The 17,367-nt window shown below is 41.7% G+C and carries 24 protein-coding genes; 3 read left to right on the top strand and 21 right to left on the bottom strand.

Annotated elements, in window-relative coordinates; all coding sequences use genetic code 11:
* Positions 1-18 precede the first annotated feature (18 nt).
* Positions 19-798, bottom strand: a complete 780-nt coding sequence (istB, locus tag H5647_RS04265) for an IS21-like element helper ATPase IstB (RefSeq protein WP_045855575.1) — start codon at positions 796-798, stop codon at positions 19-21.
* Positions 795-1,814, bottom strand: a complete 1,020-nt coding sequence (gene istA, locus H5647_RS04260; RefSeq protein WP_045856331.1) for an IS21 family transposase — start codon at positions 1,812-1,814, stop codon at positions 795-797. Before istA ends, istB begins: the two co-directional genes overlap by 4 nt.
* 191 nt (positions 1,815-2,005) lie before the next feature.
* On the opposite strand from istA, the gene tnpC reads away from it, so the two are divergent.
* From tnpC to H5647_RS04245, 3 genes are read left to right on the top strand one after another with little or no spacing between them, the layout of a single operon-like run.
* Positions 2,006-3,511, top strand: a complete 1,506-nt coding sequence (gene tnpC, locus H5647_RS04255) for an IS66 family transposase (protein ID WP_045856572.1) — start codon at positions 2,006-2,008, stop codon at positions 3,509-3,511.
* A gap of 5 nt (positions 3,512-3,516) precedes the next feature.
* The gene (locus H5647_RS04250) at positions 3,517-3,747 is read left to right on the top strand and encodes a type II toxin-antitoxin system ParD family antitoxin (RefSeq protein ID WP_045856570.1); all 231 of its coding nucleotides are present in this window, start codon (positions 3,517-3,519) and stop codon (positions 3,745-3,747) included.
* Positions 3,744-4,046, top strand: a complete 303-nt coding sequence (locus H5647_RS04245) for a type II toxin-antitoxin system RelE/ParE family toxin (RefSeq protein ID WP_045856568.1) — start codon at positions 3,744-3,746, stop codon at positions 4,044-4,046. The genes H5647_RS04250 and H5647_RS04245 overlap by 4 nt, the downstream gene beginning before the upstream one ends.
* 102 nt (positions 4,047-4,148) lie before the next feature.
* Here H5647_RS04245 and H5647_RS04240 read toward each other — a convergent pair whose 3' ends face one another.
* From H5647_RS04240 to H5647_RS04150, 19 genes are all read right to left on the bottom strand, one after another.
* Positions 4,149-4,424: a hypothetical protein gene (locus H5647_RS04240; RefSeq protein WP_045856566.1), complete on the bottom strand. Its 276-nt coding sequence runs from the start codon at positions 4,422-4,424 to the stop codon at positions 4,149-4,151.
* A gap of 164 nt (positions 4,425-4,588) precedes the next feature.
* Positions 4,589-4,861, bottom strand: a complete 273-nt coding sequence (locus tag H5647_RS04235; RefSeq protein ID WP_045856563.1) for a hypothetical protein — start codon at positions 4,859-4,861, stop codon at positions 4,589-4,591.
* Positions 4,862-4,863: 2 nt separating this feature from the next.
* Complete coding sequence (locus H5647_RS04230) at positions 4,864-5,049, bottom strand: hypothetical protein (RefSeq protein WP_045856561.1); 186 nt, start codon at positions 5,047-5,049, stop codon at positions 4,864-4,866.
* Positions 5,050-5,398: 349 nt separating this feature from the next.
* A complete protein-coding gene (locus H5647_RS04225) occupies positions 5,399-6,178 on the bottom strand; it encodes a hypothetical protein (protein WP_045856559.1) in 780 nt (259 codons plus the stop codon).
* Positions 6,179-6,281: 103 nt separating this feature from the next.
* Positions 6,282-6,557, bottom strand: coding sequence for a hypothetical protein (locus tag H5647_RS04220; RefSeq protein WP_045856557.1), 276 nt, complete (start codon positions 6,555-6,557; stop codon positions 6,282-6,284).
* Between the two features lie 152 nt (positions 6,558-6,709).
* The gene (locus tag H5647_RS04215; RefSeq protein ID WP_162926281.1) at positions 6,710-7,048 is read right to left on the bottom strand and encodes a hypothetical protein; all 339 of its coding nucleotides are present in this window, start codon (positions 7,046-7,048) and stop codon (positions 6,710-6,712) included.
* Between the two features lie 150 nt (positions 7,049-7,198).
* Positions 7,199-7,558, bottom strand: coding sequence for a hypothetical protein (locus H5647_RS04210; RefSeq protein ID WP_045856554.1), 360 nt, complete (start codon positions 7,556-7,558; stop codon positions 7,199-7,201).
* 101 nt (positions 7,559-7,659) lie between these two features.
* Positions 7,660-8,157 carry a GNAT family N-acetyltransferase gene (locus H5647_RS04205; RefSeq protein ID WP_045861059.1) on the bottom strand — a complete coding sequence of 166 codons (498 nt, stop codon included), beginning with the start codon at positions 8,155-8,157 and terminating at the stop codon, positions 7,660-7,662.
* A gap of 1,073 nt (positions 8,158-9,230) precedes the next feature.
* Positions 9,231-9,761, bottom strand: coding sequence for a hypothetical protein (locus H5647_RS04200; protein ID WP_045856551.1), 531 nt, complete (start codon positions 9,759-9,761; stop codon positions 9,231-9,233).
* Between the two features lie 136 nt (positions 9,762-9,897).
* Positions 9,898-10,356, bottom strand: a complete 459-nt coding sequence (locus H5647_RS04195) for a hypothetical protein (RefSeq protein ID WP_045856549.1) — start codon at positions 10,354-10,356, stop codon at positions 9,898-9,900.
* A gap of 124 nt (positions 10,357-10,480) precedes the next feature.
* Entirely contained in the window at positions 10,481-10,855 is a 375-nt protein-coding gene (locus H5647_RS04190) for a hypothetical protein (protein ID WP_162926280.1), read from the bottom strand.
* Between the two features lie 121 nt (positions 10,856-10,976).
* A complete protein-coding gene (locus H5647_RS04185) occupies positions 10,977-11,333 on the bottom strand; it encodes an SMI1/KNR4 family protein (protein ID WP_052691861.1) in 357 nt (118 codons plus the stop codon).
* A gap of 105 nt (positions 11,334-11,438) precedes the next feature.
* Positions 11,439-11,819: a hypothetical protein gene (locus H5647_RS04180; RefSeq protein WP_045856544.1), complete on the bottom strand. Its 381-nt coding sequence runs from the start codon at positions 11,817-11,819 to the stop codon at positions 11,439-11,441.
* A gap of 75 nt (positions 11,820-11,894) precedes the next feature.
* On the bottom strand, positions 11,895-14,528 hold the full coding sequence (locus H5647_RS04175) for an AAA family ATPase (protein ID WP_045856543.1): 2,634 nt from the start codon (positions 14,526-14,528) through the stop codon (positions 11,895-11,897).
* Between the two features lie 177 nt (positions 14,529-14,705).
* Positions 14,706-15,218, bottom strand: a complete 513-nt coding sequence (locus H5647_RS04170) for a hypothetical protein (RefSeq protein WP_045856541.1) — start codon at positions 15,216-15,218, stop codon at positions 14,706-14,708.
* Positions 15,219-15,372: 154 nt separating this feature from the next.
* Positions 15,373-15,792 carry a hypothetical protein gene (locus H5647_RS04165; RefSeq protein ID WP_045856538.1) on the bottom strand — a complete coding sequence of 140 codons (420 nt, stop codon included), beginning with the start codon at positions 15,790-15,792 and terminating at the stop codon, positions 15,373-15,375.
* Positions 15,793-15,909: 117 nt separating this feature from the next.
* On the bottom strand, positions 15,910-16,341 hold the full coding sequence (locus tag H5647_RS04160; protein ID WP_045856536.1) for a hypothetical protein: 432 nt from the start codon (positions 16,339-16,341) through the stop codon (positions 15,910-15,912).
* A gap of 86 nt (positions 16,342-16,427) precedes the next feature.
* Positions 16,428-16,793, bottom strand: coding sequence for a hypothetical protein (locus H5647_RS04155; protein ID WP_045856534.1), 366 nt, complete (start codon positions 16,791-16,793; stop codon positions 16,428-16,430).
* Between the two features lie 139 nt (positions 16,794-16,932).
* Positions 16,933-17,352, bottom strand: coding sequence for a hypothetical protein (locus H5647_RS04150; protein ID WP_045861057.1), 420 nt, complete (start codon positions 17,350-17,352; stop codon positions 16,933-16,935).
* Positions 17,353-17,367 lie beyond the last annotated feature (15 nt).

Below are 17,367 nucleotides of genomic sequence, written 5' to 3'. Positions count from 1 at the left end.
AAAACTGACCCACCCCGTTTAATTATTGATCGATTGTGGCGGGGCGATGCCCGCATGCTTTTTGTTTTTTAGCCGATAGCTTTCTCCCGATATTTGTACAATGTGTGCGTGATGCAGTAGCCGATCGAGTAGTGCTGCGGTTAGTGTTGTATCGTCAGCAAAGGCATTTGACCATTGTGAGAACGGCAGATTGCTGGTGACGATAATGCTGCCTTTTTCGTAACGTTTTGCTATGACATTGAAGAATAAATTCGCCTCCTCTCGCCCAAAGGGTAGATAGCCAATCTCATCAATGATCATTAATTTCGGCCCAATAATATTTCGCTTAAGATAACCATCAAGTCGGCCTTGCGCTTTTGCTGTGGAAAGCTGCAACATTAAGTCGGCAGCGGTTATAAAGCGCGTTTTGTGACCCGTCAAAATGGCTTTATAGGCCAAAGCGATTGCAAGATGGCTCTTTCCTACACCACTTGGACCAAGTAACACCACATTCTCTGTCCGCTCTAAAAAACCTAATCCAGCAAGTTCCTGAATCTGTTTTTTGGGGGCTCCTGAGGCAAACTTGAAGTCGTAATCTTCTATGCGCTTTTGGGCTGGCAAACCAGCAAACTTTAGTAATGTCGCTTGCGTACGTTCAGCTTTTGCATCTAGCTCGGTGCGCAGTAATTGCTCAAAGAAGTCTGCTAGGGTTTGCTCAGTTGAGCTGGCTTTATCGGCTAGCGCCGACCACTCTCTGGCCATTGATTCCAACTTTAGCTGCGTGCAAGCACTGCGTATGCGTTCGTGTTGAATGTTCATTGAGCCACCTCAAGCAGTTGATCGTAGACGTCCAGCGGGTGCTGGAAGCTTTCTACCGGAAGTGGTCGTATAGTTGTAATAACCGGTGAATCTACTGTCTTGTATTCAGATGGCAGCGGCTGTAGATATTGCAGCTCTTTATCCATACGTATTTGGGGTTTAACATTAGTTGTGCCGTGCGTCCGCTGATGAGCTACGTCATTTAGCCAAGTGCCTATATGGGCATTTGCGGCCTCAACATTCAGAGTCAGGCCAGCTTGCTTTAATGTGGCAGACAACGGTGTGACAAAACACTGCTTAAGATAAGAGTTGAAGCGTTCAACCTTACCTTTGGTTTTAGCTCTGTACGGTCGGCAAGCCCGAGGTCGGTAACCATAGGTGTTTGCCTGATCTAGTAATTGAGCATTCCATTGGTGCTTACCGTTGCCGTACGCATCGCGCTGAATCATGATGGACTTGGCGTTATCGAAGAGTATCTCCTTTGGTACACCACCAAAGTATTCTAGCGCACCCTTGATGCCTTCAAGCCAATCTTGCTGGTTTTCAGAACTAGAGAACTTTACGTAAGTGCCTCGGCTAAACCCCATTGTAGCGACAAAGGCTTTAAGCGCATTTCGGCCTCGGCGAATGATCGTAAAGTCGACCTGCATTTGCTCGCCAGGTTCGGTTTCGAATCGCACGACAGGGTCATTAACCGAGGGTTTGAACGCATGAACAAACACCTTAATCGTTGATACGCCACCCGTGTACCCTCGTTCACGAATCTCTCTATGCAAAACAGTCGCAGGTATCCAGTGCGGCTTAGCTGCCTCAATACGTTCGAGCAAATACGGCTTGTAAGGATCTAGGATCGAAGGGCGCTGCTCTCGCTCCGAATATGTTGGTGTTTTAGCTGGTGCACGAAGGTAGCTTCGCACGGTATTTCTGGAAAGGTTGAGCTTTTTTGCAATCGCGCGAATGCCAAGCCCTTGCCTATGTAATACGTGAATATCCACTAATATCTCCTGAGTAATCATGTCACCGCCTAGCTATTAATCCGGCGGCTATAGTGCCTCAGGTGGGTCAATTTTCGTTTGGCGTTAGTGGGTCATTTTTACATTGGCGTTAACATCTGGCTGCTACGTGGCTTCGATATTATGCAAATTAAGCCTCATAAAACGCTAAGTTATCGCTCCGTTGGCTAGTGTTTTTGGTATAATCCAGCACCATGAATACCGTGGTGAAACTTGAAAAAGAAAATTCGGAATTGCGAGAAAAGCTTGCTAAGAGAGATGCGCAAGTTGAATCACTGAAGGAGCAAATTCGTCTCTTCCTTCATCGTAAATTTTCACCCTCAAGCGAAAAAGCTTCTCCTGATCAAGTCGGTCTCTTTAATGAGGCTGAATCCATTGCCGAAGAGGCAGCTTTTGAGCAAGAAGCAGATACCACAATAGTCAAGTCTCACGAGCGTACACGTAAGCCACGCATCAGCATTCCCGAAGAGCTTCCAAGAGAAGACATTATTCATGATCTATCCGAAGAGGATAAAGTCTGCCCACATGATGGTGCGGAGCTAGAGCTTATCGGTAGTGATGATTTAGAACAGCTCGATATTATTCCTGCTCAAATCAAAGTCATTCGTCATCGACGATTAAAGTATGCCTGCCCGTGCTGTGAAGAGCATGTCAAAACAGCAGCGCGGTCCACCAAACTACCAATAGAGAAAAGTATCGCCAGCCCAGGGTTACTTGCCTATGTGGCGGTTCAAAAGTATTGCGATGCGTTACCGCTTTATCGCCAAAGCGACATGTTTAAACGTATTGGTATTCACTTGGATCGTACCAACCTCGCCAACTGGATGGTAAAAGTTGGAGATCTTGTACAGCCTTTCATTGATCGTTTACAAGAGCATTTACAGCAACAAACACTCTTGCACTTAGATGAAACAACACTGCAAGTCTTAGATGAACCGGGGAAAACGGCGCAAAGTAAAAGTTATTTATGGTTAATGGCAAGTTTTGGTGATCGGCCTGCATTGCTTTATCGTTATTCAGCATCGCGATCACAAGAAACACCCAATACCTTACTATCAAATCAAACCGCCGCCATTATGGTGGACGGCTATGAGGGTTATCAGCCTGCATGCGAAAAATATAATATTACTCGCATAGGATGTTGGGCTCATGCGCGAAGAAAGTTCGTTGAAGCACAAAAAGTTCAACCAAAAGGAAAAATAGGTAAAGCGGATGTTGCAATTAACGAAATCAAGAAGCTTTACGCGATAGAGGCAGCAACCAAACACGATCCTCCGGATAAGCGTTATAGAATCAGACAGGAAAAAGCAAAGCCTATTCTTGAAAATTTGAAAAGATGGCTGGATAAAAGTCTTCTCACTATTCCGCCGGAAACGGCTGTGGGCAAAGCGTTGTCGTATCTATCGAACCAATGGGCAAGGCTTGCAGCTTACATTGATGATGGCTCGTACCCAATTGACAATAATGCAGCTGAACGCTCTATCCGTCCATTTACTATTGGTAGAAAAAATTGGCTCTTTGCAAAGAGTCAAGCTGGTGCACGAGCGAGTGCAAACATTTATAGTCTTGTTGAGACAGCAAAGGCCAATGGACTAAACCCGTATAACTATTTACGCTATGTCTTTGAAACGCTACCCAACTTAAACAGTACCGACATGGATGATCTGTTACCTTGGAATATTAAACACTCTGACCTGTAGTTGGATTGGCGCTTACGTTAGGCGAACACTTTGACGGCTTTATTTCTCATCAAATTCAAAGTGGCCGCTATGGCTCTGCAAGCGAGGTTATACGTGCAGGTTTGAGGGTGCTTGAAGATAAGGAGAGCAAACTTGATGTATTGCGCCAAATGCTGGCTGACGGAGAAGAAAGCGGTACAGCTGACTATAGCTATGACAGCCTCATGAGTGAACTTGATGCTGAAAGTCATATATGAGCGCATTTACTTTAACACGACGTGCTAAAACTGATTTGAAATCTATAGCTAAATTTACTGAAAAGCGCTGGGGACGAGAGCAACGCTACATTTACATTAAGCAATTTGATGATACATTTCATGTGCTTTCTAATACCCCCGAAATAGGCAATAACTGTAACCATATAAAAGAAAATTACCAAAGATTTCCTCAGGGTAGTCATATAATTTTTTATCGCATAGCGACCCAAGGCAGCATTCAAATTATTCGTATTCTCCACAAAAATATGGACGTACTCTCAAAATTTGGCGGCTCATAACGCCTTTGTAACAGGCATTTTTTGTGTAGTGGAGTTTTGCGGTAAAGTGGCGAAGCCACCGCAAAACGGAGCGTAGCAAAAAATGTCCTGTTGACAAACTTGTTATGCGAATTTTTTACCTAGCTCTAGGGTAGCCTTTAATAATTTCAACTCTTTTGTAGTACGCCAATTATCAACAGACCATACGATACAAAAAACACCTATCATTATATACAACGAGCTAGGATCTTCCGCTCGCAACCAGTTTAAATAAGGGAAGCTGTCAGGAAGAAAAGGCAACGAAAAAATCCAAGCCCCAAATATTAAAGCGAACCACTTTGATATGTGATGCTTCTTCTCCATTTTAGCGATTGTTTTTTCAGCTTCTTCTATATTCATAACATCCCTAACATTTAAACGAAATACTTATCCTAGCTGCATAACGCCGCAAACAGCGGCAGACTTGTTGTTGATTGTTTTGTGCGAAAATGGCGAAGCCATGCGCAAAACGAGCGACGACAAGGCTGTCCAAGGAGCGCAGCGACTGATGCTGGTTTGCTTTGTTATGAGCCACTTTTGAGAACACACCTTTTGATGAAGTAACCACAAACTGCTGACAAACCAAAAAATATAATTGAGAAAGCAGCCATGCCAGCGGAAGGAGCAAAACCCTTACCAACCATAAAACCTTCTATTCCAACACCAATCATAGCTACACCAAACAAACTAAAAACGATAAATCCGATAAGCATAAAAATAAAAATAAAAATAAAAATTATAGGTTTTTGCAATCGTTTGATTTGTATGCCGACTAATATTGATTCGATTAACCCCATACTTATAGTGCACCGCCTGTTATAGAAAAATCCAGCGTTTCGCTAGCTGAAGAATTAACAAACAGCCTTGTTCCGTCACTGCTCTCGATACAAAGCTCATTGTCTCGAGGGCGCATGACTCGAACAATACATTTATCTTTCAGATGCTCTTGAATAGAGTCAGCTTCTTTCTCTAGTTTTCCGGCCATGATCCATCTCTATTTTGGCTTATAACGCCTTTAGCATGTGCGCCCGCCTTTTGGGCGTCGCATGGCTAAACTTGTTAAGGGCAGCACTGTATTAGCTAATTGTGCTGGACTTAGCCCGGCACAAACAAATGCGAAGCACTGCCCTTGATTATTAGTTGACGACAAAACGGAACACAGGGAACGGATGGATTGAGATGGATACAACACGCTAAACCCTCCATTGGTGCCACGTTGACGCGGTCTTTATTACAAGCCACTTTACCGGTTAAACACACGGACTGAAAGAGGCGGACGATCACTGCTAACTCGTTGGTGGAAAACCCTAAAACCACGAACAGCCTTTAACGCCTCAAGAAGAGGCGCCGCTTGCGGCGTCCTTCTTACTTGAATTGTTAGGAGATATTACCCGTTCCGTCGCGCAATTAAACAATTCTTTTCTATGTTGATCCGCATTTTCATCAAGAAAGATACCGCCACAGCGAGTATACTTGGACCGATAGTCATAGGGCTTTACAATTCTAGATCTATCAAGATTTAGGTCTTCATTAAACTCCATTGTCCACTCGCATCCACTATGATCACTTACACCATAGCGTGATAAGTAATTAAGTGCTTTTTTATATTCGCCTTTCATGGCATATAAAAATGCGAGACCGTCGTAGTTCTTCGTGCCTGAGTTGCTAGCGAAACCAAGGTAACTATAGATTTCATAAGGAATATTTGACTTAAATTTACCTTGGTACTCAGCGAGCCCGATTAAAAATTCCAAGGATGTGTGAAGGTCGAACCACCTACTGATGAAATGGATTCCCTGGCCTGAAATGAAATCAATATCATCTTTGCCAAACAAATATCCCTCAAATTTTTCAGGATAATCTGGATGCAACCAATTTACGCCGAGATCGTTAAGATAACAATTGCCAAAATCTTTGATTCGGGGAGGTATTTTATTGGACGCGTAACCGTTGCCCCAACCAATTTTCAATTCAATTAAATATTTATCCGGAAAAGGCGTTCTTAGGATATCGATATGCCTAGAGAACCAATCGTCTCTTTTATATTTATCATACCCCCAATCTGATATTTCAAATCCTGATTTTTTTAGGGCCAATGAAAACTCTTCGATCAATGCTCTCTCCTAACGCCTTTAGCAGCGGCCGCAGTGTAGGCGCGAAGCGCCGAAACGGAGGTCCAGCCCCGAAGGGGCGATGCTGGCTAAACTTGTTATGTGCTTACTTAGACCAAAATACTTTATCAAGTTTGCAGCCCTCTTTTGATATGAATGCCCTTGGATATTCTCTTGGGTTTTCTTTATATACATGCTCTTTCCTAAGAACCATCCACTTCTTGTCTAATTCAACGGCCTCATACTCTTCTCGAGTAATTTTATACTCTGGATACTTGGCTTCAATAGCCTTAGCACCCGTATAAAAAACCACTTCATTATTGCATAGGCAAGCTATCGCCGATTGAGAAAATAAAATTGATGCTAAAAATATATATCTCATACCTTGGCCACATAACGCTCCGCTCACCTGCACATGCTGCGGAGAGCGTTTTTGTGTGACAATGGAGCGAAGCGACTGACACAAAAACGAGCGTAGCAGTATGTGTCAGCGTGCAGCGGCTTGTTATGTGACTGGCCATTAACCGAATTAGCTTACTCTTCAAGATCCACATCCATTGTAAAATTGATAGTGCAGCTATCTGCGACCTTCCCTTTGGAAAACTTGCTTCCATCTAATGCAGCACTTGCAGAAGACAGAAAAATCTTACATCTATCCTTCGTTACTGTGGCTTCGATAATAGAGGCCACTCCTAGTTCTGACAGCCTAAATTTTACTTTCACATCACAAGGGCCGTACTTAATTAATGTATGTTGTGCAGTGACACTGGCAGGCAACGTTGGGGATTCCAACGTTAAATATCTATTTGCACAGTCATCACCCAAAGCTGTTGTGGTTACAAAGATCAACAATATCAATAATAATTGGTTCAATGCTTAACTCACATAACGCTGAGCTAAACGGCGCACAATGTGTAGCTGGTTTGTGCAATAATTTGCGAAGCAAATGCACAAACAAGCGTAGCATTGGGCGTCCAGTGTAGGCCGAAGGCCGAAACGGTGTTTTAGCGTATTGTTAGGCATTTAGTAATCCCCCATATTCCTCATGGTTTTCCATAGTGTGTATTTATATACACAAACCACTAACATAAAGACGATTGCACCTATACACGATGAAGTCGCGACCACATCCACAATTGAAACAGATTTCGTTGATATAACAATTTTACTTACAACAAGAATGAAAGCGATAATACTAAGAATGTAAACTCTTATAAATTTTAAAAGAACTAATAAGGTATATTTATTCGATGTATTATTTCCTCTATCTTTCCTTTCTTCGGGGTTAGATGCGCCTTTGTTAAACAGAGCAGATATACCACAGATTATTCCTACCCACGAAGCCGCAATTACGGAAATACTCTCAATATTATCAATAGTCATGGTTAATCTCGAAGTGTGCCTAACGCCCGCAACATGGGCCGGAGTAAGCGCAGCTTACGGAGGTCCAGCGGAACGAAGTGTAGCGAGCATGGTTGCGATTGTTATGCATTTTTATACAACTGCTCAATAGTTAAACCATTAATCTTTGGTATGCCAACATTTAAGTGCAATGGATACTCTTTATTTAGTCCCGACCGCTGATAACCGCGACGCTCATAGAAAGCAATGAGCTCTGTACGTTTTGAGAGAACGACCATTATAAATTTTCTGGAATTTAGCTCATTGATGGCGTACGTTTCTGCTGCTCTCAATATTGATTTTCCTAAGCCTTCAGCTTGATGATCAGGATGAACGGCAAATGAACCGATGTAAACTTCATCCCCTTTTGGCTCCAAACAAATACAAGCAACTAAATCAGCATTGTTTTTGTATATTAGAAAGATCGAGTTCTCGATAGATAGCTTAACGTCAGAGATGTTGGAACGATCACCATCAACTAAACTGGCTTCGGTAGTCCATCCTTTCTTACCGCGATAAGCTAAATTTAAGAGATCATTAATCCTTTGTGCTTCATTTATATTCGCTGATTCCAGTTTCACTCGATCACTCGTTTTGATGCATAACGCTGAGCTAAACGGCGCACAATGTGTAGCTGGTTTGTGCAATAATTTACGAAGTAAATGCACAAACAAGCGTAGCATTGGGCGTCCAGTGGAGGCCGAAGGCCGGAGCGGTGTTTGAGCGTATTGTTAGAACGCCGACTCTACTACGTAGTATGCCCTACCAGCCAAGACTACATAAGTTGTAATTTTTGTATAGGCCGCTCACGGCCCCTACGTTATTACCAGTTTAGCACCGTAATGCTTTTGCTTTAAAGCCTGAACAAATACCGCAATATTACAGGCAACAATAAACCACCAGTAACAATTGTGGTTGCACTTAACCTACCTTAATCGCCTACTATCCTTGATGTAAAAACCAATTATTCGTGTGCTCTACAGTACTTTTACTTAAAGTTAAAACCACTAATAATTTATTTTATTCTTTTAACCCGAAGCACTTTCTAACGCCGAGCTCACCGGCGCATATTGCGGAGAGCGTTTTTATGTAAAATGGAGCACCGCGACATACATAAAAACGAGCGTAGCAATATGCGTCCGTGTGCAGCGATTTGTTACTTGTACCAAACACCTACTCACTTTTAACTACGCTGCTACGCCAATTGCTGTATTTTTTTAAAAAGCCTGAAGCTTTGGTTAGACCCAACTATAACCGTGGGATAGCCAAAACAGAAGGCATAAAATTGACCCAAAACAACAAGTGATTATGGCAACCAACAGAAAGGAACAAACGGGAGGAATAAGCCGAAAACTCCCTTTGCTAGGTAAAGCTTGGTTGCGCTTTTTTGCAACGAAGCTTTACCGGATTACCAAATCTACCTTTTACGAAGCACGTTGTAAGCGACCAAAGGTGGCTTACCTAAACTTGATGGAGGGTAACGAATTTAGGAACACCCTACTGAAACTTAACTACACACCAAACTTTTTTTAATAGACAAGTAACGCCTGTATCACACGCAAAAACTGTGGCGTGTAGTTTGTGTAAAATGGGCGGAGCCCATACACAAGCGGAGCGACGCAGTTTTTGTCGTGTGCATACACTTGTTAGCTGATTACAGTAATTTTTTGAACTCTGGATTTGTTACTGCACTTTGAATAAGATCTTGGACAGCTGGAGATAGAGCATCTGCCGTAGCATTGCATGCAGTTATAGCATCAAATCCGCTTTTAAATGTGTATTTATTACTAGCCGCAATGGAATTACCATTAGAAGACTTTAAAACAATCGAGATATCCCAAAAACCATTTGTAAGACCACTAGTAGATGAAAAATCTACTTTAGTGATATCGCCTGAAATTTTTGTTCCTGTTTCAGAGTAAATACCTGCCATCTTCAATTCGTCGTTGAATGCCTTACCAATAAATTCTGGAAATGTAAGGCCATCTGCAGGCTCTATTGGCCCCATCAATCGGCAAGATGAATTAAAGGGCGTACTTTGCGTAAAATCCGAAACCATAAGACTTACATTCTCGTATTCCTTTAAAGCTTGAACATTATCAACAGATATCGAATATCTTGGTGGCTGCATCGTCGAACAGGCAGCCAGAGACACCATTATTACTAATAAAAATATTTTCTTCATTTTTTACTCCTATGGTTAATAATTATTTTTCAGCTAACGCCGCTATAAATTGCAGTTTTGGAGTTGATTGTTTTGTGGTAGCGTAGCGTAAAACCACAAAACAATCGATGGAAAAGCTGTCAATTTGATAGCCTTGTTAGCGGTGGAAGAAACGCGCATATTTAACCTTAGAATCACCAACGATACCTTTAATACTGCCCACGAAAGACGGCATATCATCGATGCCTTCAAACTTTTCCAGCGAGCCAGATGCGGGGAAAAGTAATACCGATATAGGGTGATTTTTTCTAGTTTGTACCACTACCTTCTTTACAGAACTAAGCGCCATTTTGCTTTCGAATTCCGAACCAGAAAACAACAAGCTTTGACGATCGAAGCCAAATCGCAGCTTCTCTGCGTTTGCTACCCAAGTTTTCATGCCTCTGTAATATTGCCAAGCCATAACTAGGAAAATTAGACCCACGAACATTCCGTAGTTTTTAGTGGCAACACCAAGAATTGAAAGAAACACAGCTACAGCTCCAAACATAAATGCAGCTACAAGCATCCCTCTCTTTCTCTTCTTTATGTATTCTTCGGATAACTGGTATTTCATATGTACCGCTAACGCCATTATAATAGGCAAAGTTTGTGTAGTGGAGTTTTGGGGTAAAGTGGCGAAGCCACCCCAAAACGAAGCGAAGCAAATTTTGTCCTATTGATAATTTTGTTATGCATTTTTAAGGCGGGCTGAGAACAAGCCGCATACCAACCCTATTTATTACTTTGCCACACTCATTTGCAAGAGAAGTTATAGTTTTATCTAACGCAGGATCCGTAGATACATGCTGTAAAAATTCTAACTCCTCCAGAAGTGACTCGCATTGTTCAGGTCCCAAAACTGTGTCAATTACAGGCTCTATAACTTGAGAGAAATGCAGTTCGTAAGCTTGGCCTAGGAACAAAACCCTATTCCACAACCGCTCGGACAAATGCACCCAATTATCTTCAGAGATTGGCCCTGGCAATAGTTCAGATGATATAGCTGCGACCTCAACAGTGACATCATCTTCAAACTCTAAAGGGCTGAGTAAATTTTCGTACTTCATATTCACCGTGCATAACGCCAAGCTCAATTGCACAGCGGTTGTAGTGAGTGTTGTGCAACAATGAGCGCAGCGAATGCACATAAACGAACGAAGACCGCTGTGTCAATTGGAGCGCCTTGTTAAGCATTTACTGCGCACAATATTTATTTGCGTCTTGTTTTGCTTTAATTAGCCATTCGTTGAAATCGCTAAAACCATAAGCTCGGCTAGAACCATCCAAAATCAGCATGATCACAGATGGATCACCTGAAACATCATTACCATCAAAACAAGCTGCGTCACCATCGCCAAGCTCTAATGATGCAAATGGGATCAAATTATTTCCTGCTTCTTTTACTAGCCCTAGCAGCATCTGACCTACTTTAGAATCACAATCAATTCCGACCCACGGAAATAAACCATTGTCTGCAAATGTATCGGCTTTAAACGCTTCCGGGTACTTAAACCCCGCTGGCAATTGATCCGGATTATATTTATGGGACATTCTTATACCTGATGCTTAACGCCTCAAACACCGGCTTGGTGAAGTTGGCGGCTTTTTTGGAACAAAAAAGATGACAGCTTTACCAAGTCCGAGTGCTTTGACTTGTTATGAGTTTGCTGGCTCCCACTTACAAATAGAAGACCAATCAAGCTCTGATTCAACTACCTTCCCCTTAGCAAGAAACTCTTTGCGGTAAGAAAAGACGCCATTAATTAATTTAAAATTGCTTACGAACCCTTTATCTACGATCTTTAGCCTACTTACTAGACCTTTCTCTAAATCAAAAATCGCTACTCTGGTTATTGGCCCCTTTTGATAATCAGTAGTAAGCCATTCCTCAATCGCGAGGTACCGCCCATTTTCAAGTTCGGCCCTGTTAAAGCCATAATTGTACTTTGGGACTTTCTTTCCCAAAATTTCTAAATCGTAGTATTGCGGGCCAAATCTTATTTCTCCCGCGAATTCAAGATGGTACTTTCTATCCATGACTACTCATAACGCTTCAAACACCGGCGCAGCTTTGCTGCGTCCGAGTGCTTTGACTTGTTATGTGCTACTTGTTTATCGCCCATTTTGAAGTTCCGTTAACGCTTGATCTAAAGTACTCACAGCTTGGACAATAGTTTCAACAGCCGAGCGGTCGAACTCGCCATCTCTCTGAGAATCATGAGTTCCACTATTTAGGTATCCCCATTCTATTGAATTGCCAGCTACACCCAACAACGCATCTAGACCTCTAAGCGAGGATATAATTGCATTAGACGGATTCTGATTCCTTCTCAAAGAAGAACGAATTTTATTGCACTTATTGTTCAACTCCCACGGTGATCGTGGCCCACTAAGCTTAAGTTCAATGCGTCCATCTCCACGCCTTCCTATCCAAGTCCATAGTCGATCCGTTAGACTTTCTATAGCTGCTCGAGAGTAATAAAGAGTTTCTCGTTTATCATCATTAGCAAATGCCTGCTGGGCTTTAAGAACATAATTCTTTGAGGGAGGGTTAGTGTCAACACGTAAATGATGCTCCCCTTGATGCGGCAGAAATTTATACAAAGCTATATCACCTACTCGTGCCGTGCCAAGCTCTTGCTGGATTCTATGAAGAAATTCCTCAGCGTGAGATGTTAAGATGACCTGTTTTCCATCCAGTAAACCATCTTCGAAGAATGTTCTCCAGATCCCATTTCTATGCTCATCATCAATAGCATTTACTACGTCATCAAAAATAACGAGATGACAACCTTCCTCAATATTCTTAGCGAGTAATATTGCTAACCCCAAACACTTAATGTGCCCTTCGCTGAGCAGTGTTAACGCATCATAACGAACCCCCAATTGCCCCTGAAACTCCAGTTCAATTTTTCCATTTTCAGCAATTGGTAGCCAAAGGCTTTGTAATAAGTCTACTGGTAAGTCATCACGATTGAATGAATTGTATAGGTCGCGAGCTCTTTGTCCCAAACCTTGAAGCAATTGAGATGGTAGATCGCGTAGATATGATTGGATCTCCTGTAAAAACCCATCATATGACCTTTTAACTCTGTTATGAAATTCGACTACTTGTGTCTCAGAAGCTACTAACTCAATTAGCTCTCTATTAGCCTCGTCAAAATTAGCAACAGTTGTTTTTGCTTCTGTAAGTTCACTTTCTGCAGTTTGTCGTATTAATTTTGCTCTCTCTATCTCGATGCGATATCCATCAAGCCTAGCTCTTTCTTCAGCTAGCTGTTGGCGTTGAGCTATAGCTCTGCGAGTTTCACTATCTGATCTTTCAATGTGTGCGCATAGATTTAGCAATGCATTCCAACACTTATTATTGTCATTAACCCATGCCTGCAGCCATTGAGGAGTTGATGCCGCTGGCAAAACTGGTAGCACATTATCTCTGAGCACTTGAGGGCAAACTTGAGCTGCTGCATTAATCGTATTGAACATCAATTGATGTAAGTTTCGCATCGACTCACTCAGTGAGTTATTTTGTTCTTTTGCTTGTTCTTGCAAACTCGCTAGTTCGCTAAGTTGCTCAAGACCAGTGGCCGCAGCCTCATATGGATTTTTAACTACTGACTGGAGGTTAGTGCCACATGCAGGGCAGTTTTGAGGATTTGAAGAGGATAACTGGAGCACTGATTCATATAGTTGTTTATATGAAACTTCACCTGCACGACGAGCCAATTCAGTGTTAATGCCCTGCAATGTACTATTTATAGCGAATACTAGATTAAACCCAGATGTAAGTTGTTCTGAAGTTAGGCCGTAAACCGTTGGCGTAGGGGCATCAAGCAGAGATTGTACATATGGAAGGCGACCTTGCTGATCCTGACTTCCAACTAACCACAGTTTAACAGCTTCATAGTTGCTTCCTGGCTGGATTCTTTCTGCAATTTGTCCTTCATTTAAATTAATTTGTGAAAGGCGCTGCGGGAATTCCTCAATTACTTTTTCTGCACTCGCCAATGCATGCCGTCTTATTGCAAGCTCTTGTGCTCGTTGGCCAGTGAGATTTAAGTTTTCATCAAGAGAAGGGTTAAAACCTCTTACAAAGTCTGAAAATTGGTCAATACCAAAAAGCGTAGCAATTAATTGTCTTTGATCGCTTGGAGTTCTTGAAGCAATTCGAGAAAAATCATCAAGCCTGTTTTTTTCAATAAAACAAAATCTATACTTTTCTTCATTTGGCTGTAGATTAACCGGAGGATTATTTTCATTTACTGTTGATATAACGGGTTGAATATATCGCCCTAGTCTTGCATTTCTACAGTAAGTGTTATGATCAATCCGTTTTACTTGGGCCTCAGTTATAGAACCCAACAACGCCGTTTCTAGAGCCTCACAAAAACTACTCTTCCCTGTACCGTTGGCGCCATAGACAAGAGTAATTGGCTTACTTAAGTCAAAAATCTCTTGAGTTGTAAACCCTCTAAATGGCCCTACGGTTAACTGATGCAGACGGCCAACATTCTGGCCATCAGCATTAAAATTATTAAATTCAGGTAACTCTGGGGAGGTTTCTGTAAATTGGTTTTTTGCAATAGGAGCTAGTCGTGATGATCGAGCTCTACGAGCAGTGCCCACCTGTGCTAAGTGCGGAAGGTTTGAATATACTAGGTTTGCCATTCGACGAATATCATCATCTACAGGTCTGACTGCTAACACCTCCAAAAACCTTTGATATTCAGCGATAACGCTAGCCATATTACTTCCATATAGTTCGAATATTAGTTTTCAACTGCAGATGCTATGAAGGCACATAACGCCGCTATAAATTGCGGCTTTGGAGTTGATTGTTTTTGTGGTAGCGTAGCGTTAAGCCACAAAAAAAACGACGGAAAATCCGTCAATTTGATAGCTTTGTTATGCAGTATTTTAGACTTATTGAAGCTTAATGACTTCACCACCTTCAAACACAATAGCTGTAATACTAGTTTTAATTGAGCCAGTACCATTTGTCACCGTGCTCAGGAGCTTGTCATAATTCTCCCCATCAATAAACTGATTATCTTTAAAGACATAGAATAAATTGGCCGTAGTTTTTTTCTTAGATTTGATTTTTTCTTCACTGTCACCATTTATCTCTAATACCATCTCTCCAAATGGATCTAAAAATTTAGTAGTAAATTTAAGAGCAATAATATTTTTATCTGACTTATTTGTGAAGATAGGCATAAAACGAATGGTTTTTTGAGAATACTTATCAACATTATGCTCGAAAAGATGAGAGGATACTTCGACCATGCTATCACTTGAATTAGTCTTTACACCTTGAATCTGATAAGTGCCATCCTTATTTAAAACTATTGTCCTCCCATCAGTTGTTGTAACAGTCTCTGCATATGCGACCGATATAAAAAGGGCTAACAACATAGTAAATACTGCTCGTTTCATTTATTTTTCTCCGTAAGTGGGTGGACTCTAGTTGCATAACGCCCGCTTCAGCTGCGCCAAATGCGGAGCGGTTTTTGTGTTAATGCTTGAACGCAGCGAGTAACACAAAAACCGCGTAGTGTTTGACGTCAGGCTGCAAGCGTTTGTTATACGATTAGCTGCTAGTTTTTCCGCATTTTGGACAATGATATTTGCCAAAGTCTTGCATTCCATTTGGTAGCTCTGATACGGCCACTAGCTTATTTGAATCGTTGTAACACAAGGAACAAAAAGGTCCTGGTTCCTGCCCATCTTTACAGCCCACTCTGTAATAGAATCCGTTTTTAAATTCAACTTCTTGCTTTACATTTAACTGAGACTCTAAACCTACGATTGTATCTCTTAATTCTTGATTTTCTAACCGAGCCGCAGATAAATTAACCTTTGCATCAGAAAGCGCTTCGATAAGCTCAGCCAGCTTTAGCTTTACCTCGGCATCTTTTAGAGATGAATCAATCGACCGCAACTCTTTAGTGATATCCAACGCTGTTTTTATAGATGCAAGACCAACACCAATTGAGCCTATATCAACCATATTACTTCATCCTAGATTTTCGTATAACGCCTTGCTCAGCTGAATTTTTGGAGTGGATGCTTTTGTGCTATTAAGCACAAAAGAAGTAACGGAAAAAATATCTGCTGGAGCAATTTGTTAAGGCTTTGCATTATTTAGTTTGATAAGAGCCTCAATTAGGTTCTTTTCTCTTTCTGAACTTCCATAATTTACTCCTGTTTCCCAGTTATAATGAAACTCATAATTAGGATCACACAGATCTATCTTATCTAAGGCATCAGTAAATACTGCGTAAATCTGGCCAAGTTGGAATAATTGATATACAGCTCCTTCCGTACGCGCAGTTAAAACTGAGCTGGAGTCACCCTTCATATTCTTTTCAACTTTAAATTGATACGTTATTTCTACAGCACCATTTTTGTGTCGCTTATATTCAGCTTGAAACGGATAGCCAACAAATACGTTGTGAGCTTCTTTCCACGCAAGCTCCGGAGTCTCTTCTTCTTGAATACACTCAAGAGACAGGGCATTCATTGATATAAGAAAAGCAAAAAAAATAGTAAATCGCATGGTATGCCTTAACGCCTCAAGCAGCGGCGCGCGTTAGCGCGTCCAGCCACAAAGTGGCGTTGCTGCCTTGACTTGTTAAGTGATTTCTATTGTAGATTACAAACATTTTTTGCAACCAGTTTAATTTCAGTATGATTTTCGGGTATAGAGATAAGCTTGAAACCTGTACCTTTGAAATAGGACTTCAGTTGTTCTGACCTAACCATGAGCGTCTCCCCTTCCTCTCGGTTAGCCGCGATCCCGCTTTGAAAATAATCACCACCTGAATCACCACTACCTAGATCAATATACCGACCCTCTTTTAACTCAAAAAGGTAGTATGTACTCGAGTTTGATTTTTGTGGATACATAAGTCCTAAAATAGAATCTTTGTACTGGCAATATGAGACGAAGGCCTCGAGCGAATGAGCCTGCATAGAGAAAAATAGAAATAGTGCTATCAGTTTCTGCATATTCACTTAACGCCGCCCACAGGGGCCGCAGTGGAGGTGGTTGTTTTGCGGTAGCGTAAGCGACAACCGCAAAACAAGCGCCGGAACGGAGGTCCAGCCCGCTTGCGGGCGAGCCTGATGGGCCTTGTTAAGTGCTACTCTAGTCGAACTCTGTTTCAATACTTTCATTAGACCAAACACGATTACTTTTTGGCTCAGTAATTGACCATACGCTGAAAATACAGCCATAGGATAGAGCAACATCATGCATAAACTCTACCCACCTCAAATGTTGCTCAGCATTAAGATTTACGGCGTATGGCCGCGAAGTGCCATTAATATGCCAATACTCACCTTTTTTATTGATGGTTATTTCGTAGTTTTCACTGAGCTGTTTTTTAATACCATTTGCACCAGCTTCGTCCTGAGTAAAAAAACTAAAATCTAGAACTAAATCTGTTTCACTAGATATATCATTCTTCTCTAGCTCAAGATTTATAACTTTCGCTTCGGCAAGGCGACGACTCTTTATCCGATCATGGTATTCGTCCCATGTTTTCTGCGCGTCCTGGTCACTCATTATTTTCTCGTCTGC

It is taken from the genome of Teredinibacter purpureus (assembly GCF_014217335.1).
In the GTDB taxonomy this organism is placed as follows: Bacteria; Pseudomonadota; Gammaproteobacteria; order Pseudomonadales; family Cellvibrionaceae; genus Teredinibacter; species Teredinibacter purpureus.
The sequence above is the reverse complement of the archived record's forward strand: the minus strand, read 5'-3'. Positions and strand labels throughout refer to the sequence as shown.

Coding starts and splice junctions, on each gene's coding strand:
- H5647_RS04200 (WP_045856551.1), bottom strand. CDS start 9,761: ATGAAGAAAATATTTTTATTAGTAATAATGGTGTCTCTGGCTGCCTGT.
- H5647_RS04245 (WP_045856568.1), top strand. CDS start 3,744: ATGAGCGCATTTACTTTAACACGACGTGCTAAAACTGATTTGAAATCT.
- H5647_RS04185 (WP_052691861.1), bottom strand. CDS start 11,333: ATGTCCCATAAATATAATCCGGATCAATTGCCAGCGGGGTTTAAGTAC.
- H5647_RS04195 (WP_045856549.1), bottom strand. CDS start 10,356: ATGAAATACCAGTTATCCGAAGAATACATAAAGAAGAGAAAGAGAGGG.
- H5647_RS04150 (WP_045861057.1), bottom strand. CDS start 17,352: ATGAGTGACCAGGACGCGCAGAAAACATGGGACGAATACCATGATCGG.
- H5647_RS04180 (WP_045856544.1), bottom strand. CDS start 11,819: ATGGATAGAAAGTACCATCTTGAATTCGCGGGAGAAATAAGATTTGGC.
- H5647_RS04220 (WP_045856557.1), bottom strand. CDS start 6,557: ATGAGATATATATTTTTAGCATCAATTTTATTTTCTCAATCGGCGATA.
- H5647_RS04160 (WP_045856536.1), bottom strand. CDS start 16,341: ATGCGATTTACTATTTTTTTTGCTTTTCTTATATCAATGAATGCCCTG.
- H5647_RS04210 (WP_045856554.1), bottom strand. CDS start 7,558: ATGACTATTGATAATATTGAGAGTATTTCCGTAATTGCGGCTTCGTGG.
- H5647_RS04165 (WP_045856538.1), bottom strand. CDS start 15,792: ATGGTTGATATAGGCTCAATTGGTGTTGGTCTTGCATCTATAAAAACA.
- istB (WP_045855575.1), bottom strand. CDS start 798: ATGAACATTCAACACGAACGCATACGCAGTGCTTGCACGCAGCTAAAG.
- tnpC (WP_045856572.1), top strand. CDS start 2,006: ATGAATACCGTGGTGAAACTTGAAAAAGAAAATTCGGAATTGCGAGAA.
- H5647_RS04170 (WP_045856541.1), bottom strand. CDS start 15,218: ATGAAACGAGCAGTATTTACTATGTTGTTAGCCCTTTTTATATCGGTC.
- H5647_RS04240 (WP_045856566.1), bottom strand. CDS start 4,424: ATGAATATAGAAGAAGCTGAAAAAACAATCGCTAAAATGGAGAAGAAG.
- H5647_RS04230 (WP_045856561.1), bottom strand. CDS start 5,049: ATGGCCGGAAAACTAGAGAAAGAAGCTGACTCTATTCAAGAGCATCTG.
- H5647_RS04155 (WP_045856534.1), bottom strand. CDS start 16,793: ATGCAGAAACTGATAGCACTATTTCTATTTTTCTCTATGCAGGCTCAT.
- H5647_RS04175 (WP_045856543.1), bottom strand. CDS start 14,528: ATGGCTAGCGTTATCGCTGAATATCAAAGGTTTTTGGAGGTGTTAGCA.
- H5647_RS04235 (WP_045856563.1), bottom strand. CDS start 4,861: ATGGGGTTAATCGAATCAATATTAGTCGGCATACAAATCAAACGATTG.
- istA (WP_045856331.1), bottom strand. CDS start 1,814: ATGATTACTCAGGAGATATTAGTGGATATTCACGTATTACATAGGCAA.